The sequence below is a fragment of the Polaribacter litoreus genome, from assembly GCF_054584775.1.
Genome location: NZ_JBTLRD010000002.1, coordinates 117287 through 141436 on the forward strand (window position 1 = coordinate 117287; position 24150 = coordinate 141436).

Here is a 24150-nt window from a genome sequence, read left to right on the forward strand (position 1 = left end):
GTTTATTTTACTTTAAATTGTGGTGTAAAAGCATCGAAATATTTCTGAAACTCTTCTTTGGTTTTTATTTCTTTATGTTTGTTGTTTACGAATAATTTTAAATAAAACTCTAATTGTTGTGCTTGATAGAAACCTGTTAAAGGATATATAAAATTGGCTTCTTCATCAAAAAAAGCAATTGTAGGATAACCTCTTAAACGTAAATAATCTGCAAATTGATGAGAACTGTTTCTTCGGTTAGCTTTTGAAGGATCGTAGTTTGGGTTAGAAAATTCATTTTCTTTATAAACTAAAGTTTCATTACCCTCACCATTAAACTTTACAGCATAAAAATTTTCATTTACATAATTGGCTACATCTTTGTTTTGAAACGTTTGCTTATCTAACATTTTACAAGGGCCACACCAATTGGTATATACATCTACCATTATTTTCTTTGGATTTTTTTTCTGAAGTGCTAAAGCTTCATTCATAGAAATCCAGTTTATTTTTTGAGCATTCGTTGAAATACTCAGAAAAACAATTGCAATAAGTGTTAATATTATTTTTTTCATAGGTTTTAGGTCCGCAAATGATATGCCAAGCTGATTCACAAATTGATTTTTTTAGTGTACGTTACCCAATAATTTTTTCATTAATGGCGAAAACAATAAAACAATAGCTCCAGCACCTAAAGCATACATTGCAATTAAATGAAAACCATCAGTGTAAATGGTTAAAGTTTCTAAGCCACCAACATTACTATCGGTACTTTCAACAGCTAGTTGTTCTCCAATAAAACCTACAATTTGAAATGCAAAAGCCGATGATAAAAACCAAACCCCCATCATAAATGCTACGATGTTTATAGGAGATAAATCTGTGATTTTAGATAAACCTACAGGAGACATAAATAGCTCTCCAATAGATAGAATAAAATACATGATTAACAAATACACAAAAGGTACCATCCCGTTTTTATCTGCACTTGTACCACTAATGGATAAAATATAAAAGCATAAACCTGCTAATAATAAACCGAAACCAAATTTATAAGGTGTTCTTGGATTCATTCCTTTTTTAGCTAAATAGCCCCACAGTAAAGAAATAGGAATAGCTAAAATTATAATAAACATTGAATTTAATGAGTTTGTTTGTGCAGCACTCATAATACCATCTAAAGCCACGTTTCTTGATGCGAATAAAGTAATTACACTACCAGATAATTCATGAAACCCCCAAAATAATGTCATGAAAAATGTAATTAATACTGCCATTATTAATTTTTTTCTTGCGTCAGTATCTAGTTTTAACATGATGTAAATCAAGTATCCTAAAACAGCAAAACCAATAAATTTAAAAATTCCGCTTACATAATTTTGTTGCCAAGATGCTAATAAATACGCAATACCTGGAGCACATAGAAAAGCAATAACTGGTATTAATGTTTTTTGAGGAACTCCTAAAACTTTCTTTTCATAAATTTCTTTGTTAGGAGGCATTCCTTTATCACCAAAAATATTCTTTTTGATTCCGCTCCAAAAGAATACCAAACCTGTTAACATACCAATTCCTGCCAAACCAAAACCATAGTGATAACCGTATTCAAGGGCTAGCCAACCACATAAAAGTGGAGCAATCCAACCTCCTATATTAATTCCCATGTAAAAGATAGTAAAACCAGAATCTTTTCTTACATCACCTTCTTTATACAAAGCACCAACAAAGGTGGATATATTTGGTTTAAAGAACCCATTACCAACCACAATAAAAGCCAAAGCTAAAAAGAAGGCTATATCATTTTCTATGGCCAACACAAAATGACCTAAAGACATTAATATACCGCCTAAAAAAATTGATGCACGCATTCCTAAAATTTTATCAGAAATTTGCCCACCAATTACAGTTGAAGCGTAAACTAAAGAGCCATAAGAAGCATAAACTACTGCTGTAGCTGTATCTCTTTCTACAATTGCCTTAAAAATATGTTCTACCATGTAGAGCGTTAATAAAGCTCTCATCCCATAGAAGCTAAAACGCTCCCATAATTCTGCAAAGAATAAATAAAATAACCCTTTTGGGTGGCCAAACATTTGTGGGTCTTCTGTAGTTGTGGTAACTCCTTTATCTAACATAATTATCCTTTTATTTCAGTTGTTTTATTTGATTTTTCTATTAAGTGTTCTTCAACATAATTCGTCATTTTTGTAAACAAATTTAAACGAACATTTTTTCCTTTTCTAATGCCATGTGCTCTGTCTGGTACAATATGCATGTCAAATTGTTTGTTGGCATCAATTAAGGCATTTATCATTCTGTATGAGTTTTGTACGTGTACATTATCATCTCCTGTTCCATGAACTAGTAAATAATTTCCTTCTAGTTTATCAGCATAATTTATAGGCGAATTATCATCATAACCACTAGGGTTTTCTTGTGGAGTTTCCATATATCTTTCTGTATAAACAGAATCATAAAAACGCCAAGAAGTTACAGGTGCAACTGCAATAGCTGTAGAAAAAATATCATTTCCTTTTAAAAGAGCATTTGTACTCATAAAGCCACCAAAAGACCAGCCCCAAATACCAATGTTATCCTCATCTATATAAGAACGTTTTGCTAATTTTTTTGCAGCAGCAATTTGATCTTCAACTTCATACTTACCCAATTCTTTTTGTGTAACTTTTTTAAAATCAGCACCTTTTAAACCAGTTCCACGTCCGTCAATACAAACTACAATCATGCCTTTTTGGGCTAACATATTGTGCCAATAATCATTAGCGCTATTCCAACTATTTCCAACCTGTTGAGATCCTGGACCAGAATATTGAAACATTAACAGTGGATATTGTTTATTTTTATCAAAATCTACAGGTTTTACCATCCACATATTCAAGTCATTTCCATTGATATTGATGGTAGAAAATTCTTTCGGACTCATTTTATATTCGCCCAAATCCTCTTTTAATTCAGCATTGTCTAAAATTACTTTTAGCATTTCGCCTTCGGCAGTGTATAACGAATAAATTGGCGGAATTTCTGCGGATGAAAAGGTATTGATAAAGTAATTTAAATTGGTGCTAAAAGCCGCACTATTTTGCCCGTTTTTATTACTCAATAATTTTTTATTTTTGCCATCCAAACCAATTGAATAAATACCTCTATTGATCGATCCATTTTCTACAGATTGATAATAAATTGTTTTTTTAGAAGCATTAAAACCATAATATCTTGTTACTTCCCAATTTCCTTTTGTAATTTGATTAATGAGTTTACCATTAAAATCGTAATGATAAATATGATTAAATCCATCTTTTTCACTTGTCCAAATAAATGAATTATCGACTAAAAAAGTAAGGTTATCAGTAATATCAATATACGCATTATCGGTTTCATTCAATAATAAAGTAGATGAACTTCTTAGTGCATTAACTTTGTGTAGTTTTAAATTATTTTGATGGCGATTTAAAGTAGTTGCTACTAAAACAGCATCATTATTTGTCCATTTAATTCTTGGAATGTATTCATAATCACCTAAAGCAATTTTTTTACTGTTTTTTGTATCAACAGCATACATATGTAATGTAACTTTTGCATTTTTTTCACCAGCTTTTGGATATTTAAATACTTGTTGATCAGGGTACAAACCGTTACCAACAATATCCATAGAAAATGTTGGAACATCACGTTCATCGAAACGTAAAAAAGCGATATATTTACTATTGTTGCTCCACTCAAAAGCTCTTACAAAAGCAAATTCTTCTTCGTAAACCCAATCTGTAATTCCGTTTATAATGCTATTTTTCTTGCCATCTTTGGTAATTTGTGTTACGCTATTTTTAGAAAAATCTTTGATAAATAAATTGTTGTCTTTTGCATAAGCCACTTTTTTATTATCTGGAGAAAAAACGGGCTCTTGAATATCTTGGCCAATCAATGACAATTTTTTTGTAGCAATATCATACGCATAAAATGTTCCTTTAAATGAACGTCTGTAAATTTTTTCGAAGTCTGTTCCTAGAATAATTTTAGTTTCATCATTATTAAAACTGTAAGAATTAAAAGCGTTTATTTCTGGTAAATCTTTACTACTTACTATGGTTTCAATTTTCTCTAAAGTAGCATAGCTATATTTGTCTACAGTAGTATTTCCATCATCATCTGTATTTAACAGCGAATAAAAATCGCCATTCATAGAGTCTAAAGCGTTCATTCTTTGAGGAGAAAATGTACCATCCCAAATTTCTTGTAGTGTTATTTCTTTGGTTCCTGTGTTAATTTTTGCTGATTTTTCTATGGCTTGTTTACAATTAAAGAGAATAATAATGGTAGTTAATAAAAATAGTTTCCTCATTGGAGTTTTAATTTTTAAAAAAGTTTGTCAAGTTTACGAAATTATTGTCAAAGAATTGTAAAAACTGTATTTGATTACATACAATTTTAACATAAATGACTAGTGATTTTAGAAATGTCGTAAAGTAAAAGCGTTTTAATTGAGCATAAAAAAACTCGATATCTTTTCAAATATCGAGTTTGTATTGGGTTTTAGAAAAAAGATTATTTCTGTTTTGAGTCTTCTGCTTTGGCATCAGTTTCGTTACCAACAATTAAAGGTGTTTTTCCATCAGTAATAATCACTTTTGCATTTTGCGATCTTGCCAATTCTCTAAAGGCTTCAATAGCTTTAATTCTAATAATTCCGCTAGTTAAACCTTCAGCAATAATTAATTGTGCATCTCTTTCCCCTTTTGCATTGATAATTTTTCTTTCCGCTTCTAATTTTTCTTGCTTTAAAACAAATTCCATTCGCATGGCATCTTGTTCTGCTTGTAATTTTCGTTCTACAGAATTGGCAAGACCTCTAGGGAGCTGAATTCGTTTCATTAAAACAGCAATTAATTCGATACCATCAGCTTGTTTTTCGAGGTTAATTTTCATTTTTTCTAAAATGGCTTTTTCTATATTAGCTCTCATGCCAGAGTGCATGTCTTTAGCAAAAAATTGTGCGCAAACATCAGAGGCAGCAGATCTAAATACACTTGTAATTACGTTTTCGTAATCTGGTCCTAAGTTTTTTAATACAGAAGCTACTTTATCGCCTTCTAATCGATGTAAAATAGAAATCTCTGAATTTACGCTCAAACCTTCTTTACTTGGTAAACTCAATACTAGTTTAATGTTTTTAGTTTGAGTTGACTCTTTAACCACTTTACTGGTTATTGGGTTGTAAAAAACAGTACCCTCTGTTTGTACTTGGTTAGAAAACTTTCCTAAGGTTTGCTTAATACCAACTTCTCCAGGTCTAATTACAGCACAACTTGTGCAGATAATAGCAACTACTACTAAAAGGCTAATTTTTCTCATAATGTATGGTTTTTAATTTTAATAGAATCATAAGATTTCATATAAGACAGAATTATGTATAATGTTACACACAAATTTAATAGTAATACTTTTATTAGTGCGATTTTAAAAATAAATTTTACCTATTAAATAATTGCTAAATACTATGATTTGTTGTGTAAATGTTAATTTCTATTAAAATTTTATGGATAAAATATTGAATTCTTAATTTTTAGTTAAATAAGCGTGAAAAAGATATATTTCTACAAGAAAATTTTAGCTAAAGAACATGTTAAAATATCGTAAAAGATTATATTGGATTCGTTTATCTTTGTGGTGAATATATGCAATTAACTAATGAGTAAAATTATTTCTGGTTTCTCTAAATTTACCAAAGAAGAAAAAATAGCTTGGCTCGCTAAGAACTACTTTCATAATCCTTCTGAAACAATTTCAATTCTAAAACAATACTGGAATAAAGATAGTAGTTTACAAAAGTTACATGACGATTTTATCGAGAACACCATTACAAACTTTTATATGCCTTATGGGGTTGCTCCTAATTTTGTAATCAACCAAATACCTTATGCAATTCCTATGGTTGTAGAAGAAAGCTCTGTAGTTGCTGCAGCCTCTTTAGTAGGTAAGTTTTGGAGTACAAGAGGAGGTTTTAAAACCAAAGTGATTTCTACCACAAAAATAGGTCAAGTGCATTTTATGTTTGCTGGCGATAAAAGTAACTTAGAAAACTATTTTAATCAAAACAAAACAGAATTATTTGTAGCCACAGCTTCCATCACTAAAAATATGGAAAAAAGAGGAGGTGGAATTTTAGATATTCAACTTGTCGATAAAACCGATAAATTAGAAAATTACTATCAATTGCACGTCACCTTTGAAACCAAAGATTCAATGGGTGCAAACTTCATTAACTCTTGTTTAGAAGCAATTGCAAATCAATTTAAAAATGATGAGATTGAAATCGTAATGAGTATTTTATCTAATTATGTTCCTGAGTGTTTGGTTAGAGCAGAAGTTAGTTGTAAAATTGAAGATTTGGGTGGAGAAAATCCACAGAAATTTGCAGAGAAATTTTATCAAGCAGTAAAAATAGCAGAAATAGAACCTTACAGAGCAGTTACGCACAATAAGGGAATTATGAACGGAATTGATGCAGTGGTTTTAGCTACAGGTAACGATTTTAGAGCAGTAGAAGCTGGGGCGCACGCTTATGCATCTCGTTTAGGAGAATATTCAAGTTTATCTCATTGTGCTATTGATGATGGTGTTTTTAAATTTTGGATAGAAATTCCGTTAGCTTTGGGTACAGTTGGTGGTTTAACAGCTTTACATCCGATGGCTAAAATGTCTTTAGAGATGTTGCAAAAACCATCAGCTAAAACCTTAATGCAAATTATGGCAGCAGCAGGTTTAGCTCAGAATTTTGCTGCATTAAGAGCACTTACTACAAAAGGTATTCAGCATGGGCATATGAAAATGCACTTGCAAAACATCTTAACACAGTTAGGTGCAAATGACGAAGAGAAAAAAGAAATAACCAATTATTTTGATAAAAGAACGGTTTCACATTCGGCTGTAGTTAGTAAATTAAAGGCTTTGAGAAAACCAAAAATAAATTGGGTGAATTTTTTAAATATTGATGAGATTTCAGCAAAATTAAAAAAGGTATCAAGCACATCGAAACCTGTATTCGGAAAAATGAATGGACAACAAATGATTGAACATTTAAGTTTGTTGATGCAAATTTCAAACGGAAAAATTGATGCAGATTATTTTGTTTCTGATGAAAAAACAGCAAGAAGAAGACCATTTTTAGATAGTGATAGCGAATTATTTGTTGGTTTTAGAGCTTCTATTTTATCTGATGAGCCTGCTCCAGAAAAGTTCGATAATACAGAACGAGCTCTAGAAGATTTAATTACACAAATTAAAGATTTTGAAAATCATTTTAAAGAAGCAAAAACTGAAAACCATCCATTTTTTGGAGAGTTAAATTTTGAATATTGGAAGAAATTCCACATTAAACATTTTACACATCATTTTAAACAGTTTGATTTGTTATAAAGAATGTCACCTCGAGCGCAGTCGAGAGGTCATAAATAGTAAGGTTATTTTAAATTAGGGTCTCGACTGCGCTCGACCAGACAAGATATTTTGAAAAACTTTTATTCAAACGGAAAATTATTATTAACAGGAGAATATCTGGTTTTAGATGGCGCAAAATCTTTAGCCATACCTACTAAGTTTGGGCAAGATGTAATTGTTGAAAAAATAAAAGAACCTCAAATTATTTGGGGTAGTTTTACACATACTGGCCAATGTTGGTTTGAAGCAGTTATGGATTTGCCAAAATTAAGACTAGTAAGTTGTACCTTTAATTCAGATAAAGAAGGCAATGCAGAAACGATTGCTGAAACACTTTTAGAAATTCTACAAGAAGCGAAAAGACTAAACCCAGATTTTTTAAAAACAGATGGAGGTTTTGTAGTAAAAACAAAACTTACATTTCCACGAAATTGGGGGTTAGGGAGCTCATCCACTTTAATTAATTCTATTGCAAATTGGGCAAAAGTAGATGCTTTTCAATTGCTTTGGAATTCCTTTAAAGGAAGTGGTTATGATATAGCTTGCGCTCAAAATGATGCTCCAATTTTTTATCAAATTGAAGATAAAAAACCCATAGTAACTCAGGTTGCATTTAATCCGATATTTAAAGAAAATATATTTTTTGTTTTTCTGAATCAAAAACAAGATTCTAAAGAAGGTATTGCAAAATTTAGAGAAAGTAATTTAGATTTCTCGAAACAGATTAATAGAATATCAGCAATTTCAGATGCCTTTTTAAAAGCTAAAACTGTAAAAGAACTGAATGCTTTAATTGTTGAACACGAACAAATGATCAGTTCAATTATCAAACTACAACCCGTTAAAGAAAAGCTTTTTTCTGATTACAACTTAGGCGAAATTAAAAGTTTGGGAGCTTGGGGAGGTGATTTTGTGTTAGCTACAGGAAACAACCTAACTCCACAATATTTTAAAGACAAAGGTTATGAAACAATTTTTAACTACAATGATTTAATCCTTTAAAATTGAAAAATACAAAGAACAAAAAGAAAGATACGAACGTTTTATCCCCTTTGAGGGAAAGGGGGCAAATAATTATAATTGGTGGTGGAGCAGCTGGCTATTTTACAGCCATAAATGCTAAAGAAAACAACCCAGATCTCGATATTACGATTCTTGAAAAAGGTAAAGACGTTTTGCAAAAAGTAAAGATTTCTGGAGGTGGTAGATGCAATGTAACCCACGCTTGTTTTACACCAAAAGAATTAGTAGAATTTTATCCGAGAGGAAAAAAAGAATTGTTAGGGCCTTTTCATCAATTTATGACAGGAGATACGTTTGAATGGTTTGAACAAAGAGGAGTTCCTTTAAAAATTGAAGATGATAATCGTGTTTTTCCAGAGGCAAATACCAGTCAAGCAATTATTGATTGTTTTCAAAATACTGTTGATAAGTTACAAATTAAAGTGTTGACAAACTTTGGTGTAAATGCGGTTTATCAACAAGAAAATAAGTGGGTTATCAACACAAAAAACAAAATTTTTGAGGCTGATAAAGTAGTTGTAGCAGCAGGAAGTTCTAAAAAAGTATGGGAACTTTGTAAAACACTTAATCATTCTGTTGTTGAACCTGTTCCGTCTTTATTTACCTTCAACATTAATGATAAAAGATTGGTAGATTTATTAGGTACTTCTGTGCCAAATGCAACTGTAACAATTGTAGGTACAAAACTAGAAGCATCTGGACCATTGTTGATTACACATTGGGGAATGAGTGGGCCAGCAGTTTTAAAACTCTCTGCTTTTGGTGCAAGAATTTTAGCTGATAAAAAGTACCAATATAATGTAGTCGTGAATTGGTTGTCTAGACCAACAGATAAAGTACTAAATGTGTTGCTGAATTTAAAAAAGAAAGAGCCACGAAAAACGGTAATTTTAAAATCGCCATTTTCTGAAATTTCAAAAAGATTATGGGAGCGTTTTGTCTTGTTTTCTGATATTTCTAAAACCCAAAATTGGGCAGATTTGAATAATCATCAACTACAAAGTTTGGCAAATCAATTGACAAAAGGTGTATACAATGCCAATGGAAGAACTACTTTTAAAGACGAATTTGTAACTGCTGGAGGCGTTGATTTAAAAGAAATCAACTTTAAACGTTTTGAAAGTAAGCAACATCAAAACCTCTTTTTTGTAGGTGAAGTTTTAAATATTGATGCAGTAACTGGAGGATTTAATTTTCAAAATGCATGGACTGGTGGTTATATTTGTGCCCAAGCTTTAAGTGAATAAAATAAATTTAAATGTCATTTTGAGCGAAATAAAATGGAGTCTAAAAACCTCTTTATAGATGGTTAAAATTTGAGATTTCTCCATAAAGTCGAAATGAAAAACTAAAAAATATTAACTGATAACCGAATTATGGCAAGAACAGAATCTAACGAATTTGCAATTGGCACAAAAGCGCCTAATTTTAACTTAATCAATACAATAGATAATAAAAACTATGGATTAAACGATTTAAAAGGTGAAAAAGGAACTGTAATTATGTTCATTTGTAATCATTGTCCTTTTGTAATTCATGTAAATGATGAATTGGTAAAGTTAGCCAAAGATTATAAATCAAAAGGGATTAATTGTATTGCAATAAGCAGTAATGATATTGTAAATTATCCGCAAGATGCACCGCATTTAATGAAGCAGCTAGCAGAGAAAAAAGAATATCCTTTTCCGTATTTGTATGATGAAACCCAACAAGTAGCTAAAGCGTATGACGCTGCTTGTACGCCCGATTTTTATATTTTTGATAAAAACTTAGAGTCTGTTTATCATGGGCAATTAGACGATTCTAGACCAGGAAATGGAAAACCGGTAACAGGGGCAGATATTAGAAATGCATTGAACAATTTATTACAAAATAAACCGGTTGTAGAACATCAAAAACCAAGTGTAGGTTGTGGTATCAAGTGGAAATAATTCAATTGTTGAATTAGCTTAAAGTGAGTATGCATGGTTTGTTAATCACTTATATTCGTGTATTTGAAATTGTGTTGTAAATCAAGCATCTATTTGAACATTAATAATGCATAACTTAAGCAAGTTCTCCTCTATGAGGTTTTAAGGCGTCTCTATAAATTTTCATGTCTTTTTCTGCAACCGTAATAAACGCAGAAAATAACATCGGATTTTTTTCTAGAATATCAATTTCATGAAAATCTAAATTTTCTAAAGTTGCAAATTCTTTTAAATGAATGGTATGATGTATTGCAGTTTCCTGGGCATCTGGTCCTCTAAAATCCCACAATAATTTTATTTTTCTACTCAATTTTCTTGATTTTTATGGTTGATAAAAATAAACAGATTACCACTGTTAAAAGTAATGGTTACATTATTAGTAATGGCTTTATTTCTTGTGCCTATTCTTTTTCCGAATTCTAAATTTTCGTTGGTTAAAGGATATTGCAAACCTTTAGTGGTAATATTTTTTGCAATGGGTAATGGAAGTAAAGAAATAATTTTCTGATGACAATCTGTAATTTCTGTAACTGTATCAGCTAAAAAATAGTAACCATACTCATCAAAAAAAGTAAGATTTAACTCATTTTTCCATTGAATGGCCGTGTGTAAATTTCCTAAAAAATGATCTTGTTCTTTGCCACTTGCACCATAAACATCAATCTGAGTATAACCTTTATCAAACAAAATATTTAAAATTTTATCAAAATCTGTAAAATCTTGATTGGGTGTATGAATTATTTCTACATCAGTAGGTAAATGGTCTAAAGAATCAAAATCGCCACTAATAAAATTAGGTTGAATCTTTTTTTCTTTTAAATATTGATAAGCACCATCTGTGGCACAAATAAGATCGTATTTTGTTAAATCAGGAATTTTTTTTGGAGCTTCTCCATTTAACAATAAAAAGGCTTTTTTAGTGTACATAAGTTGCAAAAATACAAACAAAAAAGCATCAACTCTAATGAAGAGAGAAGATGCTTTCAACAAATTTACAAGAAAATTTTTTACCCTTTTTTCCAAGTTAGTATAATTGAAAATAGTTTTCCAATTAAAAATATAACCATTCCAAATGCTGGAGATATTAAACTAACTTTTAAACCACCTGCTAAAATTTGAGGAGAAATAGATACTGTATTTGCTGAAATTGCTTCCAACGCTCCTAAAAGTCCAACAACAAAACCTAAAACACCAAAAACAAAAGTAAATAGGGCTAAAGCGTTTAATAGTTTTAAGTTTTTTTCAGAATTATCTTTTAAACCTTTAAAAAATAAGACGATTATAACAATCAAGAGCAGTAATAAAGGAACCATAAAAATTGGTCCACCTTCAAAAATAAAATTCATAATAAAGTTTTTTAAATTATGCTGCTAAAGTATTTGTTAAAGCTAAGCAATATTTTATAATGCGACCAGTAACGGATTTTTAAAAGGATTTAGCAGAAATTCTATAGAAATACAAAAACAGCTTTAATTTGGTAGAATAGGGGTTTAAATCTAAAATTCATCTATATTTAAAGTGTATAGAAATTAATAATAGTTACTTTGTAAGATGAAGCATCACTTAAAACGATTATTAAAAAAGATTCCTTTACACCTGTTGTTTTGGTTGGTGGTTTGGTTTTTTTTCTTTGTGTTTTTTAGTGTGGGTTCAGAGAATAAAAATTTTATTTTTTGGTTTTCTACAATTTTAAGCGTCATTACCATAGTTGCATCTTATGTGGTAGTGTATTACTTAATTCCCGATTTTTTACTTACAAAAAAATACAAATCATTTGTGTTATATGTTTTTTATGCACTTGTATTTATAGTCTGTGCAGTGTTAATGACAGTGGTTTTTGGTTTTGTATTTTTCTACAATTTAGAGTTTCAGAAAATGCCAGGTTTAACTAAAAATTCAGGAGTAATTATAGTTTGTAGCTTGCTCATTATTGCGCTTGCAGGCGGATTTAAAATTCTAAAACACAATTATCAATCTATTGAAGAAAAAAAAGCATTAGAAAACAGATTTCTTCAAACACAACTCGAACTAAAAGAACAAGAGTTGAGGTTTTTAAAAATGCAAATTCACCCGCATTTTTTATTCAACACCTTAAATACTTTGTATGGTTTTGCTTTAAAAAAATCGGATCAAGCTCCAGAAATGATTTTAAAATTATCGAGTCTGTTAGATTATATTTTATATCAAGTAGAAAAGCCTTTTGTATTTTTAAAGGATGAAATCAATCATATAGAAGATTACATCATGCTAGAAAAAAGTAGATTTCAAGATAGTGTAGAGGTTGCTATTGTTAAAGATAATTTTGATGATGCATTACAGATTCCACCAATGTTATTATTACCATTTGTAGAAAATGCATTTAAACACGGATGGCAAATTGATGGCAGGTTAAAAGTGAATATTAGTTTAAAGGTTGATAATAAATTTATAAGTTTTAATGTCCAAAATACAGCCAAGCAAAAAGTCCGTTCAAAAAAAGGAATAGGTTTGCAAAACATTAAAAAAAGGTTAGACATGTTGTATGGTAAAGATGGTTTTTTAAAAATTTCTGAGGATGAAAACTTGTTTACCATCGATTTAAAAATACCCATAAAAAATGAAGCATAAAATGCGATGTGTTATTGTTGATGATGAACCAATGGCAAGAGAAATCTTAGCTTCTTACATAGAAAAAACTGCTAATTTACAATTAATAAAAAGTTGTAAAAATGCTTCAGAAGCCTTGGTTTTTATGCAAGAAAACGAAGTTGATGTCTATTTTTTAGACATTAATATGCCAGAAATATCTGGGTTAAGCTTGGCAAAAATCATCAATAAAAAAGCACAAATTATTTTTACAACAGCTTATAGAGATTATGCTGTAGATGGTTTCGATTTAATGGCGGCAGATTATTTGTTAAAACCCATTTCTTATGATCGTTTTTTGGCAGCTGTAGAGAAAGTAAATCCTATAAAAGATTCAAAAAACAACAACCATTTTATGTTTGTAAGAGCAGACAGAAAAATGGTAAAAATTGATTTTGAATCCATTTTATACATCGAAAGTTTAAGCGATTATGTAAAAATATTTACATCAAAAAAGAGTATTATAACCAGAGAAACCATTTCTAATTTAGAGCAAAAATTAGAGGGGAAATCGTTTATTAGAATTCATAGATCTTTTATTGTTTCTTTTGATAAAATTACTTCTTACACCAACGAATTTATTGAAATTGATAAAAAAGCCCTGCCCATAAGTAGGAGTTATAAAGAAAGCGTTTTGCAAAAATTAGCAGAAGTGTAGTTGAAACTTTATCTTTGTCATAAATTTTCAGACCTTGAATACAGATCAATTTTTAGTAAAATCCGATTTAAAATTTATTGACAAAACCAGTTTTACTTGGCAAACCCCAAGCAACATTGCTTTGGTAAAATATTGGGGAAAAAGCAACCCACAAATCCCAAAAAATGCATCCATTAGTTTTACGCTAAACAATTGCCATACCATAACAACCATAGCATTTGAACGTAAACTAACCAAAGACAAACGTGTTATTTTTGATTTGTTTTTCGAGGGCAAAGAAAAAGAAGAATTTAAACCTAAAATTGCAGCATTTTTTAAAAGAATTCAAACTTATTGTCCTTATATTTTTGATTATAAAATGACAATTAATTCAGAGAATTCTTTTCCGCATTCAAGTGGTATTGCTTCTTCTGCAAGCGGTTTATCTGCTATTGCAAGATGTTTATTAAGTTTAGAAAATGAAATTATTTCTGGATTGTCTGAGGAATATATCAACAAAAAAGCATCTTTTTTAGCAAGATTAGGTTCTGGATCTGCAAGCAGAAGTATAGAAGGGCCTTTAGTGGTTTGGGGAAAACATACAGAAATTGAAGGAAGTTCAGATTTATTTGGAGTGCAATTTCCATATCAAGTGCATCCGATTTTTGAGAATTATCAAGATGCCATTTTATTGGTAGATAAAGGCGAAAAACAAGTATCAAGTACAGTTGGTCATAATTTAATGCACAATCATCCTTATGCAGAAAGTCGTTTTGTACAAGCCAATGAAAATTTGGGTAAGATGTCTAAAATCCTTCAAGAAGGAAACCTAAAAGAGTTTGTCAATTTAGTAGAAAGTGAAGCTTTAACATTGCATGCAATGATGTTAACCAGCAACCCGTATTTTATTTTGATGAAACCCAATACTTTAGAAATTATCAATAAAATTTGGGAATATCGAAAAGAACAAAACAGTCATATTTGTTTTACCTTAGATGCAGGAGCTAATGTGCATGTTTTATATCCTTTTAAAGAAAAAGAAAGCGTGAATCAATTTATTGAAAATGAGCTTTCTAAATTCTGTCAGAAAAATCATTATATTTGTGATGCTGTTGGTTTTGGAGCAAAAATGATCTAAAATTGAGGTAGTAAAAACATAGCATATTATGAGAAGCTCAGCTTTAATTTTAGGATTTATAGTTATTTTTTTAACATCATCTTTTACAGTTCAAGAAACGGTTTGGTTAGATCAAAACTTAAAAGAAACCACAAAAGAAAATGCAGTTTATTATAAAGTTGGTAGAAACTTAAAAGGTAAAGTTTCTTATTTTTATAAAAACAAAACCTTGTACCGAAAAGTTTTTTATGTTGATGGAAAGTTAGACGGTTTTTTTAATGAATATTACCATACAGGCGAATTAAGAGCCGTTGGTAAATACAAAGAAGGTTTGCGAGAAGGCAATTGGAAAGAATATTATAAAACTGGAAAAATTTTTAAAAAAGGAAGATATCATAAAGGTGATAAAGTAGGAATTTGGAAGGTTTTCTACAAAAATGATTAATAACAATTCCTTAACATAAAATTTCCGTATTTTTGTAACTCATTAAACAACACTATGAAAGGACCTCTTTTTTACGCTAAAATTTTACTTTTTGGAGAATATGGTATCATAAAAGATTCTAAAGGATTAGCTATACCTTTTAACACGTATAGAGGCGCCTTAAAAACAACCGAACATTTAGAAGGCGATGCTTTGAAGTCTAACCAAAATTTGTACAAGTATTACAACTATATTTCAAATTTAAATTCAGATCTAGTATCCTTTAATTTAAAGCAGTTTAAACAAGATTTAGACAACGGAATGTATTTTGATTCATCAATTCCACAAGGCTATGGTGTTGGTAGTTCTGGTGCTTTAGTTGCTTCTATCTACGATAATTATGCAAATAATAAAATAACGGTTTTAGAAAATTTAACAAGAGAAAAATTACTAAAATTAAAAGCTACCTTTGGTTTAATGGAGTCTTTTTTTCATGGTAAAAGCTCTGGTTTAGATCCGTTAAACTCCTATTTAAGTCTACCGATTTTAATCAATTCAAAAGATAATTTAGAACCCGCAGGAATACCATCTCAAAAAGAAGGAAAAGGAGCTGTTTTTTTACTAGATTCCGAGCAAATTGGTGAAACTGAACCAATGGTAAATATCTTTATGAACAAGATGAAAAATGAAGGTTTTAGAAAAATGCTAAGCGAAGAATTTGTACTGCATACAGATGCTTGTATAGAAAATTTTTTACAAGGTGATGTAAAATCGTTATTTTCTAACGTAAAAAGTTTATCAAAAGTAGTCTTAAAAAACTTCAAGCCAATGATACCAGACGCTTTTCATAAAGTTTGGGCTAATGGTATTAAAACCAACGATTATTACTTAAAACTTTGTGGTTCTGGTGGTGGAGGTTATATTTTAGGTTTTACCGAAGATTATCCAAAAGCACAAGAAAGCTTAAAAGAGTATAAGTTAGAATTGGTATATAGATTCTAAAACTAAGCTACTTTATGAGTTCTTCAAAATCGAAGACTTTTCTTAAAAAAATATTGAGCTTATTTTCGGTAGTAAGAGGATATAATATTTTAGTATTAGTAATTGCTCAGTATTTAGCCTCTATCTTTATTTTTTCATCAGAAGATAATGCTTTAAATGTTTTTCTTGATATCGATTTATTCTTTATTGTTTTGGCTTCTGTTTGTGTTATTGCTTCTGGTTATATTATTAATAATTTCTACGATAGTAAAATAGATATAATAAACAGGCCTGTAAAAACAGGAATTGATAGCTATGTAAAGCAAGAAACAAAACTATCATTATACTTTACATTAAATTTTTTAGGCTTCGTTTTTGGGTTTCTAGTTTCTTGGAAAGCAGCTTTGTTTTTTGCAGTATATATATTCGGAATATGGTTCTATTCACATAAGTTGAAAAAAATGCCGTTTACGGGGTTAATTTCAGCAACAATACTTACTATTTTACCTTTTTTTGCCATTTTTGTATATTATAAAAACTTCTCAAAAATTATTTTTGTACACGCAATTTTTCTCTTTTTGGTGATTATGGTCAGAGAATTAATCAAAGATTTAGAGAATATAAAAGGGGCAATAGCCAATAACTACAAAACGTTTACAGTAGCTTATGGCGAAAGAAAAACAAAGCAACTCAGTGTGTTTTTACTTATTTTAACATTGTTTCCTATAGTAATTTTATTCAGTTACCCTGAATTGAGTTATATGAAATACTTCTTTTACGCGGCTTTAATAACTTTAATTTATGTGGGTATTTACCTGTGGAAATCAAGCAAAAGAAGCCAATACCGTTTTTTGCATAACATTCTAAAATTGTTATTGTTAATTGGTGTTTTCTGTTTAATTTTTATAGATACTTCACTGATTTTAGAAAAAGTAATTGATCGATTGAATTAGTCATCAAATTAAGTACCTTTGCCAAAATTTTAATAATGGAATCAAATAAAAACTCGTCGAGAAGACGACAAGCAGGTAAAAAAAGTACGCCTCTAAACAGAAAAACTACAAAACCTTTAAGCAGAAAACCTGTAAAAAAGGATTACAAAAAGGCTGATCCTGTAAAAAAATCCGACAATTCTTTAGGAATCCGTTTAAACAAATACATTGCCAATTCTGGAATTTGTTCGCGTAGAGAGGCAGACACTTATATAGAACATGGAAGTGTAGAGGTTAATGGTAAACTGGTTACAGAAATGGGCTACAAAGTACAACCAGACGATGTTGTTCGTTTTGACGGAACTGCAATATCACCAGAACAAAAAAGATATATTTTACTGAATAAACCTAAGAATTATATCACAACAATGGATGATGATCGAGGTCGTAAAACAGTAATGGAACTGATTGCAAATGCCTCTAAAGAACGTATTTATCCTGTAGGTAGGTTAGATAGAAACACCACAGGTTTATTGTTATTTACAAATGATGGCGATTTAGCTAAAAAACTAACACATCCAAAACATAATGTACGTAAACTATATCATGCATCTTTAGATAGAAAGCTAGATTTAAAGGATTTAGAAAAGTTAAGAGATGAAGTAATCATTGAAGGTAGAAAAGTATTTATTGATGCTGTTTCTTATATAAATGGTGAACCGAAATCAGAAATAGGCATCGAAATACACTCAGGTAGAAACAGAATTGTACGTAAAATTTTTGAACATGTAGGTTATAAAGTTATCAAATTAGATCGTGTAATTTTTGCGGAATTGACAAAGAAAAATTTGCCTAGAGGTAGATGGAGGTCTTTAACATCTTTAGAAGTGGCTAATCTTCAAAAAATGAAATAAATATAAATCCAGTTTTTACTGGATTTTTTTTGCATCAAACTAAAAATTAATACCATGTTAAAAATAGCCAATTCTTAAAAAATTAGAAACGCTTATATTTTTCTTTTATCGTATATTGAACCAATAGATTTTTACAGGTGATGGAAAAAAAATACGTAGTTGCTTTTGATCAAGGTACAACAAGTACCCGAACAATTATTTTTAATAAAGAAGGAGAAATTGTAAAGATTTCTCAAAAAGAATTAACCCAATACTACCCAAAGTCAGGCTGGGTAGAGCACAATCCAGAAGAAATTTATCAAGATCAACTACAAACGTTTCAAAACGCACTTCAAGAGGCACATATTCATCCAGAAGAAATTGTAGCTATTGGCATCACAAATCAGCGAGAAACTACTGTGGTTTGGGACAGAAAAAATCAAAAACCAATTTACAATGCCATAGTTTGGTTAGATAAGCGAACTACCCATATTTGTAATAATTTTAAAAAAAATGGATATGCTACATATATTCAAGAAAATACAGGATTAGTTATAGACGCTTATTTTTCAGCAACAAAACTACAATGGATTTTAGATAATGTGGATGGAGCAAAAGAAAAAGCACAAGCAGGAGATTTGTGTTTTGGTACCATTGATAGTTGGCTAATTTATAAGTTTACAAATGGTAAAAAACATCTAACAGATCATACAAATGCATCACGTACTTTACTTTATAATATCAAAGAATTGCAGTGGGATAAAAAACTCTTAAAAGCATTTGATATTCCAGAAAATATGTTGCCAAAAGTTCAAAAGTCTTCCTCAAACTTTGGTGCTATACAATACAAAAATGTCGAAATTCCAATTTATGGAGTTGCAGGAGATCAACAAGCAGCATTATTTGGTCAAGGAGGATTTCAATCTGGAATTGCAAAAAGTACCTATGGAACAGGCTGCTTTATACTTTTAAATACTGATGAAAAACAAGTGGTTTCTAAAAAAGGATTACTCACCACACTCACTTGTAGTTTAGAGCATCAACCTATAAATTACGCCTTAGAAGGTAGTGTTTTTATAGGTGGTGCAGCCATTCAATGGCTAAGAGATCAATTGCAGTTAATAGATAAAGCAGTAGATACAGAAAAAATTTGTAAAAGTATACCTCCTTTAAAAGATGTTTATGTGGTGCCCGCTTTTGCAGGTTTAGGCGCACCTTACTGGGATGCAAATGCAAAAGGAAGTGTATATGGAATGACATTAGATACGGGTAAAAAAGAACTTATAAAAGCCACAGTTGAATCTTTAGCTTATCAAACAAGAGACGTTATTGATGCAATGATTCAAGATTCTGATAAAGAAATGATAACATTAAAGGTAGATGGTGGTGCAAGTGCCAATAAATATTTAATGCAATTTCAATCAGATATTTTAAATGTTGCTGTAGATAGACCCAAAATGTTAGAAGTAACCGCTTTTGGAGCCGCACTTTTAGCCGGAATTAAAGCCGGTTTTTGGGTGCAAGAAAATGTCAAAGACTTACGTAAAATAGAAAAAATCTTTCAGCCTAAAATGAAAGCTAAACAGCGTAAGAAAAAAATAAAAGGTTGGTTAAAAGCAATTGATCAGACCAGAACTACACCCAAAAATAGAGTAGAAGAAAAAAACATGCGTTTTTCTGTTTTAGACAGAAATAAACAATTAAAAATAATGGCTACCAAAACCTTTGATTTAATTGTTATAGGTGGTGGTGTTACAGGTGCAGGTATAGCTTTAGATGCAGCTGCTAGAGGAATGAAAGTTTGTTTGATAGAAAAAGATGATTTTGCCTCAGGAACCAGTAATAAATCTACTAAATTAATACATGGAGGTTTACGTTACTTAAAGCAATTCGAAATAAGTTTGGTGAGAGAATCTGGCTCAGAAAGAGCTATTGTACATAAATTGGCTCCTCATTTGGTTTTGCCCGAAAAAATGCTATTACCATTAACAGAAGATGGTACTTATGGTAAGTTTATGACATCAATAGGATTAAAAGTATATGATTTATTGGCAAATGTTGGGGGAGAAGATAGCCGAAAAATGCTTGATAAAAAAGAAACTTTAGCTAAAGAACCTCTATTAGATAAAAACAAAGTTTTAGGGGGTGGTTATTACGCAGAATATAGAACAGATGATGCAAGATTAACCATTGAATTGCTAAAAAAAGCATCTGAATATGGAGCTACAATTATAAACTATTGTGCAATGGATTCTTTTGTTTATGATAGTAATTCAAAAATTGAAAGTATCAATTGTATTGATTATAATTCGGGTAAAAGACTCAATATTAGTTCAAAAAATTATGTGTCTGCTGCTGGGCCTTGGGTAGATAAAATTAGAAAAAAGGATAATTCTATTAATAATAAATATTTACACTTAACAAAAGGGGTGCATCTTGTTGTGCCGTTTGAAAAATTACCTATTCAACAATCTATTTATTTTGATGTTGATGATGGTAGAATGGTTTTTGCAATTCCAAGAGGCAGATGTACATATATTGGTACTACTGATACAAATTATGATGGAGATTTAAATAGGGTTGTTGCAACGAAAGAAGATGCAGCATATTTGTTAAAAGCCACAAATGCCGTGTTTCCTAATATCAATTTAACCATTGCTGATGTCGAATCGAACTGGGCAGGATTACGTCCATTAATTCATGAAGAAGGTAAAGATCCATCAGAATTATCAAGAAAAGACGAAATTTTTATATCAGACAGTGGTTTAATTTCTATTGCAGGTGGTAAATTAACAGGATATAGAAAAATGGCACATAGAGTTATTGATGTAGTTTTAGAAACTTTGCCAGAAAAAAGAAAAAAGAAATTAAAAAAGTCAACCACAGAAAAAATTTCTCTGGTTAATCCTATGCTCAAATCATTTAAAGAAGTAAAGTATTATCAAAAAGAACTAGAAAAGGAGTTGTTAGACAAGGGTGTACCTACAAAAGATGCAAGTTATTACGCTTTTTATTTAACAACAACTTATGGTAAAAACACCGCTTTAATTCTTAATAAATATGATTTTTTTAGAAGTGGAAATCCTTTAAATAAGCTAATTAGAGCTGAGGTTTGGTATTGCATTCATTATGAAATGACAAATAGTTTAGCAGATTTTTTTGTTAGAAGAACGGGGCGTTTGTACTTTAATATTAAGAGTATAGCACAATATTTACATGTAGTTATAAGTGATTGTAAAATGTATTTAGATTGGGATGAGCACAGAGTTACTCAAGAAATTGAAAGAATGAATTTGCTGCTAAAAGATGCTACCAATTATTACGATGAAGAATTTAAATAAATTACATGTAACTTAGTAAGATGTCAAGATTATTTTTAATGTGAGTTCCATTTAAAAACCTTTGATTATTAATACATTATAATTTTTATTCTTTGAGATGAATGTTATCTTGACTGGAATGTAGAAATATTAATTTAATTTGAAATTGCTCATTTAGAGTTCGTTGCTTTCGAAATGATAATTAGTTGTTTTTTAGTGAAATAAACCTGAATTAGCCTAAAAACTATATCTAATTTTTTAAGCAAAAGAGGCTGTTTGAAAAGTATGAAAACATGTCATTTTGGCTGTAATAGAAAAATTTTATTTGTTGATAATTAAATACCTATTTTTCTACTTCGCCAAAAATAACTTACAAATCTACTTTTCGAACAGCCTCTTAGGTTTACAGAAATATATACAATTAAAATCCTGATCCTGGATCTGAAGGAACAGATGCAGCCTGAGATTTTTGTGGATTTAATATCATATATGTACCCAATGCAGTTAAAGCTGCATATTTACTATAATTACCTATTTTTTTAATGGCATCTTTACGCGTAATATTCTGGTTTTCGTTATTATTTTTCATGATCTATTTCTTTAATATTGTTTATTCTAATACAATTTTCTTGCTAATTTGTCCACTTTCGTTTTCCAACTGAGCAATATAAACCCCTGTAGTTAAATTTGGTAATTGAACATTATAAACACCATTAGCAGTGAAGCTTTTGTTTACTACTTGCTTACCTAATATGGTAAATAATTTTATTTGAGATTTTCCTTGTGATAAACCAACGATTCTTAAGTTATTACTATTTGTTGGATACATACTAATAGTATTCAAAGTAAAAGCATCCGTACTTAAAACTGATGACGATTTTGTGTGTAAGTAAAAACGTCCAACACCATCTGTTTTTTCAGTTAATGTTACTGCATAACTAGCGTTAGTTTCATCTAATCTAGTGAACGTATTGTTTTCTCTATCTTCTAAAAACACTTTTAAACCATTTGGTAAATTCATTGCTTTTGCAGTAAAAGTAATTTTTCCAGCATCTGCAGTAATTCCAACAGGAATCACCATAGACTCCATATCCTTTTTTGGTAAAGATTGTACTTGGTAATTTTCACCAATATTATTTTCTAAAATATGCGTAAAAACCTCCATATTAGTTTTAACCCCAGTAAAAGTTTTACCTTCATAACCCCAGTCAAAACCTTTTGTAACATTGTCATCAAAATACATTAATCGTGCAGATCTGTTTACTTTACCATTGGCAATAAATAAAGAAATCTCTGTTTTATTGGTTTTCTGAAAATTATCTGTTCCAGATGTTTGGTTAGATTCTGCAAAATCTACTGTTGATCCGCTAGCTACGCTTACAAAGAAACCTTGTCCTGGAGCAATTATAAAGTTGTCTGCAGCAGTTCTAGCAGTATAACCACCTCCATCAGTCCAAGTCCATATTTGTCCAGTAGTATTAGTATTTGCATTTAAGAAAGTTTGACTACTCATGTAAGCAGTATACGGGTTACCTAATAAATTAAAACCACCATCAGCAGTACCAACAGTTACCCCATTCACATCACCAGTATTTATGGTTCCTGTAAAAGAAACTGTACCTGTTGAAGCTCTTTTCACTGAATATCCCATACCTGATGTAGAAGAAATACTACCACTAGGAGATTGAAGATAAGTCCATGTATTTCCAGTAGTATTGTATGAAGCAACTCCTAAATTAGTACTACTTCCAGAAGCAATATCATTATTTGTTGCAAATGTATTATCAAAAATTTCACCAGCAACAGGAGAACTCACTAAATGCCATCCATTAGTATTACCAGAAACAAAATTTAATGTTCTATTGTAAGTAACATTTCCTGTTGAAGTGCCTCCAATTCTTAATGATGAACCCGCATTTGCAGTTAAAGTTCCACTATTTGATAAGTTACCAGATATATTTAGATCTATGTTAGAACTAACCGTTACAGAACTTCCAGATTCAATTGTTAAATATGGTGCAGTTGTATTAGAAGATACAGTAACAGAAGAGTTTGCATTTATGGAATACAAACTTGTAAACTCGAAAGAGTTGAAATATAAATTTCTCTCTCCTGAGCCACCATCACCATTTGTTCCAGAGCTTACATTATAAAGTCTAAGATTGGTAATTGTGCCTGCATTAATGCTATTTATTGTTCCACTTTGTGTGCCTGTTAAACCACCAGTTCTATCAGCAGTCCAATCTAAAGATGTTGCGTTTTGAGTAAACGTAAATGTTATTACAGTATTGGCGTCGTAAGCATTACTAAATAAGTCAATGCCTGCAATAGTATATTTATCACTACCTACATTAAAGTTTACAATTGTAGAATTTGAGGCATCTCTTAAATCAAATCCTTTTGCGCCATCTCTAAAATTTACACCAACAGAAATTTTAAAAACATCACCTTCTTGTAAGTTTTGAGGCAAAGATCTTGTAGCACCAGATGTTGTATTATTTTGGCTATTCGCAAATAAACCAAAAGAAGTAGAACTAACATCTAATGCAGCAGAAAAAGAACCCGTAAATCTGCCTGCAAATCCACCACCACCATCACCAGCATAGGTGTCAAAGACCCAATCACCAAAACCCGTTCCAGCGCTTGTTTCATTCCAAGTTCCACCATAATTGTTGGCGTTATCTAAACCTAACGTATATGTATCAGTACCTAATTGGGCATAGCTAGTAGCACTTATAAAAAGTGATAAAAACAAAATACTCAATTCTTTAATAAAATAATTTTTTTTCATTCTTAAGTT

General features: G+C 30.5%; 21 protein-coding genes. 12 read left to right on the forward strand and 9 right to left on the reverse strand.

The features are described 5' to 3' along the window. Positions 1 to 2: 2 nt before the first annotated feature. The 4 genes from ACW9UN_RS01740 to ACW9UN_RS01755 form a co-directional block, all read right to left on the reverse strand. A complete protein-coding gene (locus tag ACW9UN_RS01740; protein WP_459483325.1) occupies positions 3 to 554 on the reverse strand; it encodes a thioredoxin family protein in 552 nt (183 codons plus the stop codon). Positions 555 to 605: 51 nt separating this feature from the next. Continuing rightward, a complete protein-coding gene (locus tag ACW9UN_RS01745; protein ID WP_459483327.1) occupies positions 606 to 2114 on the reverse strand; it encodes a peptide MFS transporter in 1509 nt (502 codons plus the stop codon). Positions 2115 to 2116: 2 nt separating this feature from the next. Beyond that, positions 2117 to 4333, reverse strand: a complete 2217-nt coding sequence (locus ACW9UN_RS01750; protein ID WP_459483329.1) for a S9 family peptidase — start codon at positions 4331 to 4333, stop codon at positions 2117 to 2119. Positions 4334 to 4536: 203 nt separating this feature from the next. Beyond that, on the reverse strand, positions 4537 to 5343 hold the full coding sequence (locus ACW9UN_RS01755) for a prohibitin family protein (RefSeq protein WP_459483331.1): 807 nt from the start codon (positions 5341 to 5343) through the stop codon (positions 4537 to 4539). Between the two features lie 336 nt (positions 5344 to 5679). On the opposite strand from ACW9UN_RS01755, the gene ACW9UN_RS01760 reads away from it, so the two are divergent. The 4 genes from ACW9UN_RS01760 to ACW9UN_RS01775 all read left to right on the forward strand — a co-directional run bounded on the left by ACW9UN_RS01760 (position 5680) and on the right by ACW9UN_RS01775 (position 10382). Continuing rightward, positions 5680 to 7407, forward strand: coding sequence for a hydroxymethylglutaryl-CoA reductase, degradative (locus ACW9UN_RS01760; RefSeq protein ID WP_459483333.1), 1728 nt, complete (start codon positions 5680 to 5682; stop codon positions 7405 to 7407). 90 nt (positions 7408 to 7497) lie between these two features. Next, a complete protein-coding gene (locus ACW9UN_RS01765; protein ID WP_459483335.1) occupies positions 7498 to 8430 on the forward strand; it encodes a GYDIA family GHMP kinase in 933 nt (310 codons plus the stop codon). A 50-nt stretch (positions 8431 to 8480) separates the two neighbouring features. Beyond that, on the forward strand, positions 8481 to 9698 hold the full coding sequence (locus ACW9UN_RS01770) for a BaiN/RdsA family NAD(P)/FAD-dependent oxidoreductase (protein WP_459483600.1): 1218 nt from the start codon (positions 8481 to 8483) through the stop codon (positions 9696 to 9698). A 129-nt stretch (positions 9699 to 9827) separates the two neighbouring features. After that, on the forward strand, positions 9828 to 10382 hold the full coding sequence (locus tag ACW9UN_RS01775; RefSeq protein WP_459483337.1) for a thioredoxin family protein: 555 nt from the start codon (positions 9828 to 9830) through the stop codon (positions 10380 to 10382). Between the two features lie 115 nt (positions 10383 to 10497). On the opposite strand, the gene ACW9UN_RS01780 is transcribed toward ACW9UN_RS01775, so the two are convergent. The 3 genes from ACW9UN_RS01780 to ACW9UN_RS01790 form a co-directional block, all read right to left on the reverse strand. After that, the gene (locus ACW9UN_RS01780; protein WP_459483339.1) at positions 10498 to 10731 is read right to left on the reverse strand and encodes a hypothetical protein; all 234 of its coding nucleotides are present in this window, start codon (positions 10729 to 10731) and stop codon (positions 10498 to 10500) included. Then, on the reverse strand, positions 10728 to 11348 hold the full coding sequence (locus ACW9UN_RS01785; RefSeq protein ID WP_459483341.1) for a thiamine diphosphokinase: 621 nt from the start codon (positions 11346 to 11348) through the stop codon (positions 10728 to 10730). Before ACW9UN_RS01785 ends, ACW9UN_RS01780 begins: the two co-directional genes overlap by 4 nt. Before the next feature lie 80 nt (positions 11349 to 11428). Continuing rightward, complete coding sequence (locus ACW9UN_RS01790; RefSeq protein WP_459483343.1) at positions 11429 to 11767, reverse strand: MotA/TolQ/ExbB proton channel family protein; 339 nt, start codon at positions 11765 to 11767, stop codon at positions 11429 to 11431. Between the two features lie 205 nt (positions 11768 to 11972). Between ACW9UN_RS01790 and ACW9UN_RS01795 the strand changes: the two genes are divergently transcribed. The 8 genes from ACW9UN_RS01795 to glpK all read left to right on the forward strand — a co-directional run bounded on the left by ACW9UN_RS01795 (position 11973) and on the right by glpK (position 21371). Beyond that, complete coding sequence (locus ACW9UN_RS01795; RefSeq protein WP_459483344.1) at positions 11973 to 13028, forward strand: sensor histidine kinase; 1056 nt, start codon at positions 11973 to 11975, stop codon at positions 13026 to 13028. Then, complete coding sequence (locus ACW9UN_RS01800; protein WP_459483346.1) at positions 13018 to 13704, forward strand: LytR/AlgR family response regulator transcription factor; 687 nt, start codon at positions 13018 to 13020, stop codon at positions 13702 to 13704. Before ACW9UN_RS01795 ends, ACW9UN_RS01800 begins: the two co-directional genes overlap by 11 nt. A 34-nt stretch (positions 13705 to 13738) precedes the next feature. Further along, the gene (locus ACW9UN_RS01805) at positions 13739 to 14821 is read left to right on the forward strand and encodes a diphosphomevalonate decarboxylase (RefSeq protein WP_459483347.1); all 1083 of its coding nucleotides are present in this window, start codon (positions 13739 to 13741) and stop codon (positions 14819 to 14821) included. Between the two features lie 28 nt (positions 14822 to 14849). Further along, a complete protein-coding gene (locus tag ACW9UN_RS01810; protein ID WP_459483349.1) occupies positions 14850 to 15245 on the forward strand; it encodes a toxin-antitoxin system YwqK family antitoxin in 396 nt (131 codons plus the stop codon). Positions 15246 to 15299: 54 nt separating this feature from the next. After that, on the forward strand, positions 15300 to 16226 hold the full coding sequence (locus tag ACW9UN_RS01815) for a mevalonate kinase family protein (RefSeq protein WP_459483351.1): 927 nt from the start codon (positions 15300 to 15302) through the stop codon (positions 16224 to 16226). Between the two features lie 14 nt (positions 16227 to 16240). Next, entirely contained in the window at positions 16241 to 17158 is a 918-nt protein-coding gene (locus ACW9UN_RS01820) for a geranylgeranylglycerol-phosphate geranylgeranyltransferase (protein WP_459483353.1), read from the forward strand. Between the two features lie 35 nt (positions 17159 to 17193). Next, positions 17194 to 18051: a pseudouridine synthase gene (locus tag ACW9UN_RS01825; RefSeq protein ID WP_459483354.1), complete on the forward strand. Its 858-nt coding sequence runs from the start codon at positions 17194 to 17196 to the stop codon at positions 18049 to 18051. A gap of 140 nt (positions 18052 to 18191) precedes the next feature. After that, positions 18192 to 21371 (forward strand): glycerol kinase GlpK, encoded by a 3180-nt coding sequence (glpK, locus tag ACW9UN_RS01830; protein ID WP_459483355.1) that lies wholly within the window; start codon positions 18192 to 18194, stop codon positions 21369 to 21371. 400 nt (positions 21372 to 21771) lie between these two features. On the opposite strand, the gene ACW9UN_RS01835 is transcribed toward glpK, so the two are convergent. Next, positions 21772 to 21939 (reverse strand): hypothetical protein, encoded by a 168-nt coding sequence (locus ACW9UN_RS01835; protein ID WP_459483357.1) that lies wholly within the window; start codon positions 21937 to 21939, stop codon positions 21772 to 21774. Positions 21940 to 21960: 21 nt separating this feature from the next. Next, a complete protein-coding gene (locus ACW9UN_RS01840) occupies positions 21961 to 24141 on the reverse strand; it encodes a T9SS type A sorting domain-containing protein (protein ID WP_459483358.1) in 2181 nt (726 codons plus the stop codon). Positions 24142 to 24150 lie beyond the last annotated feature (9 nt).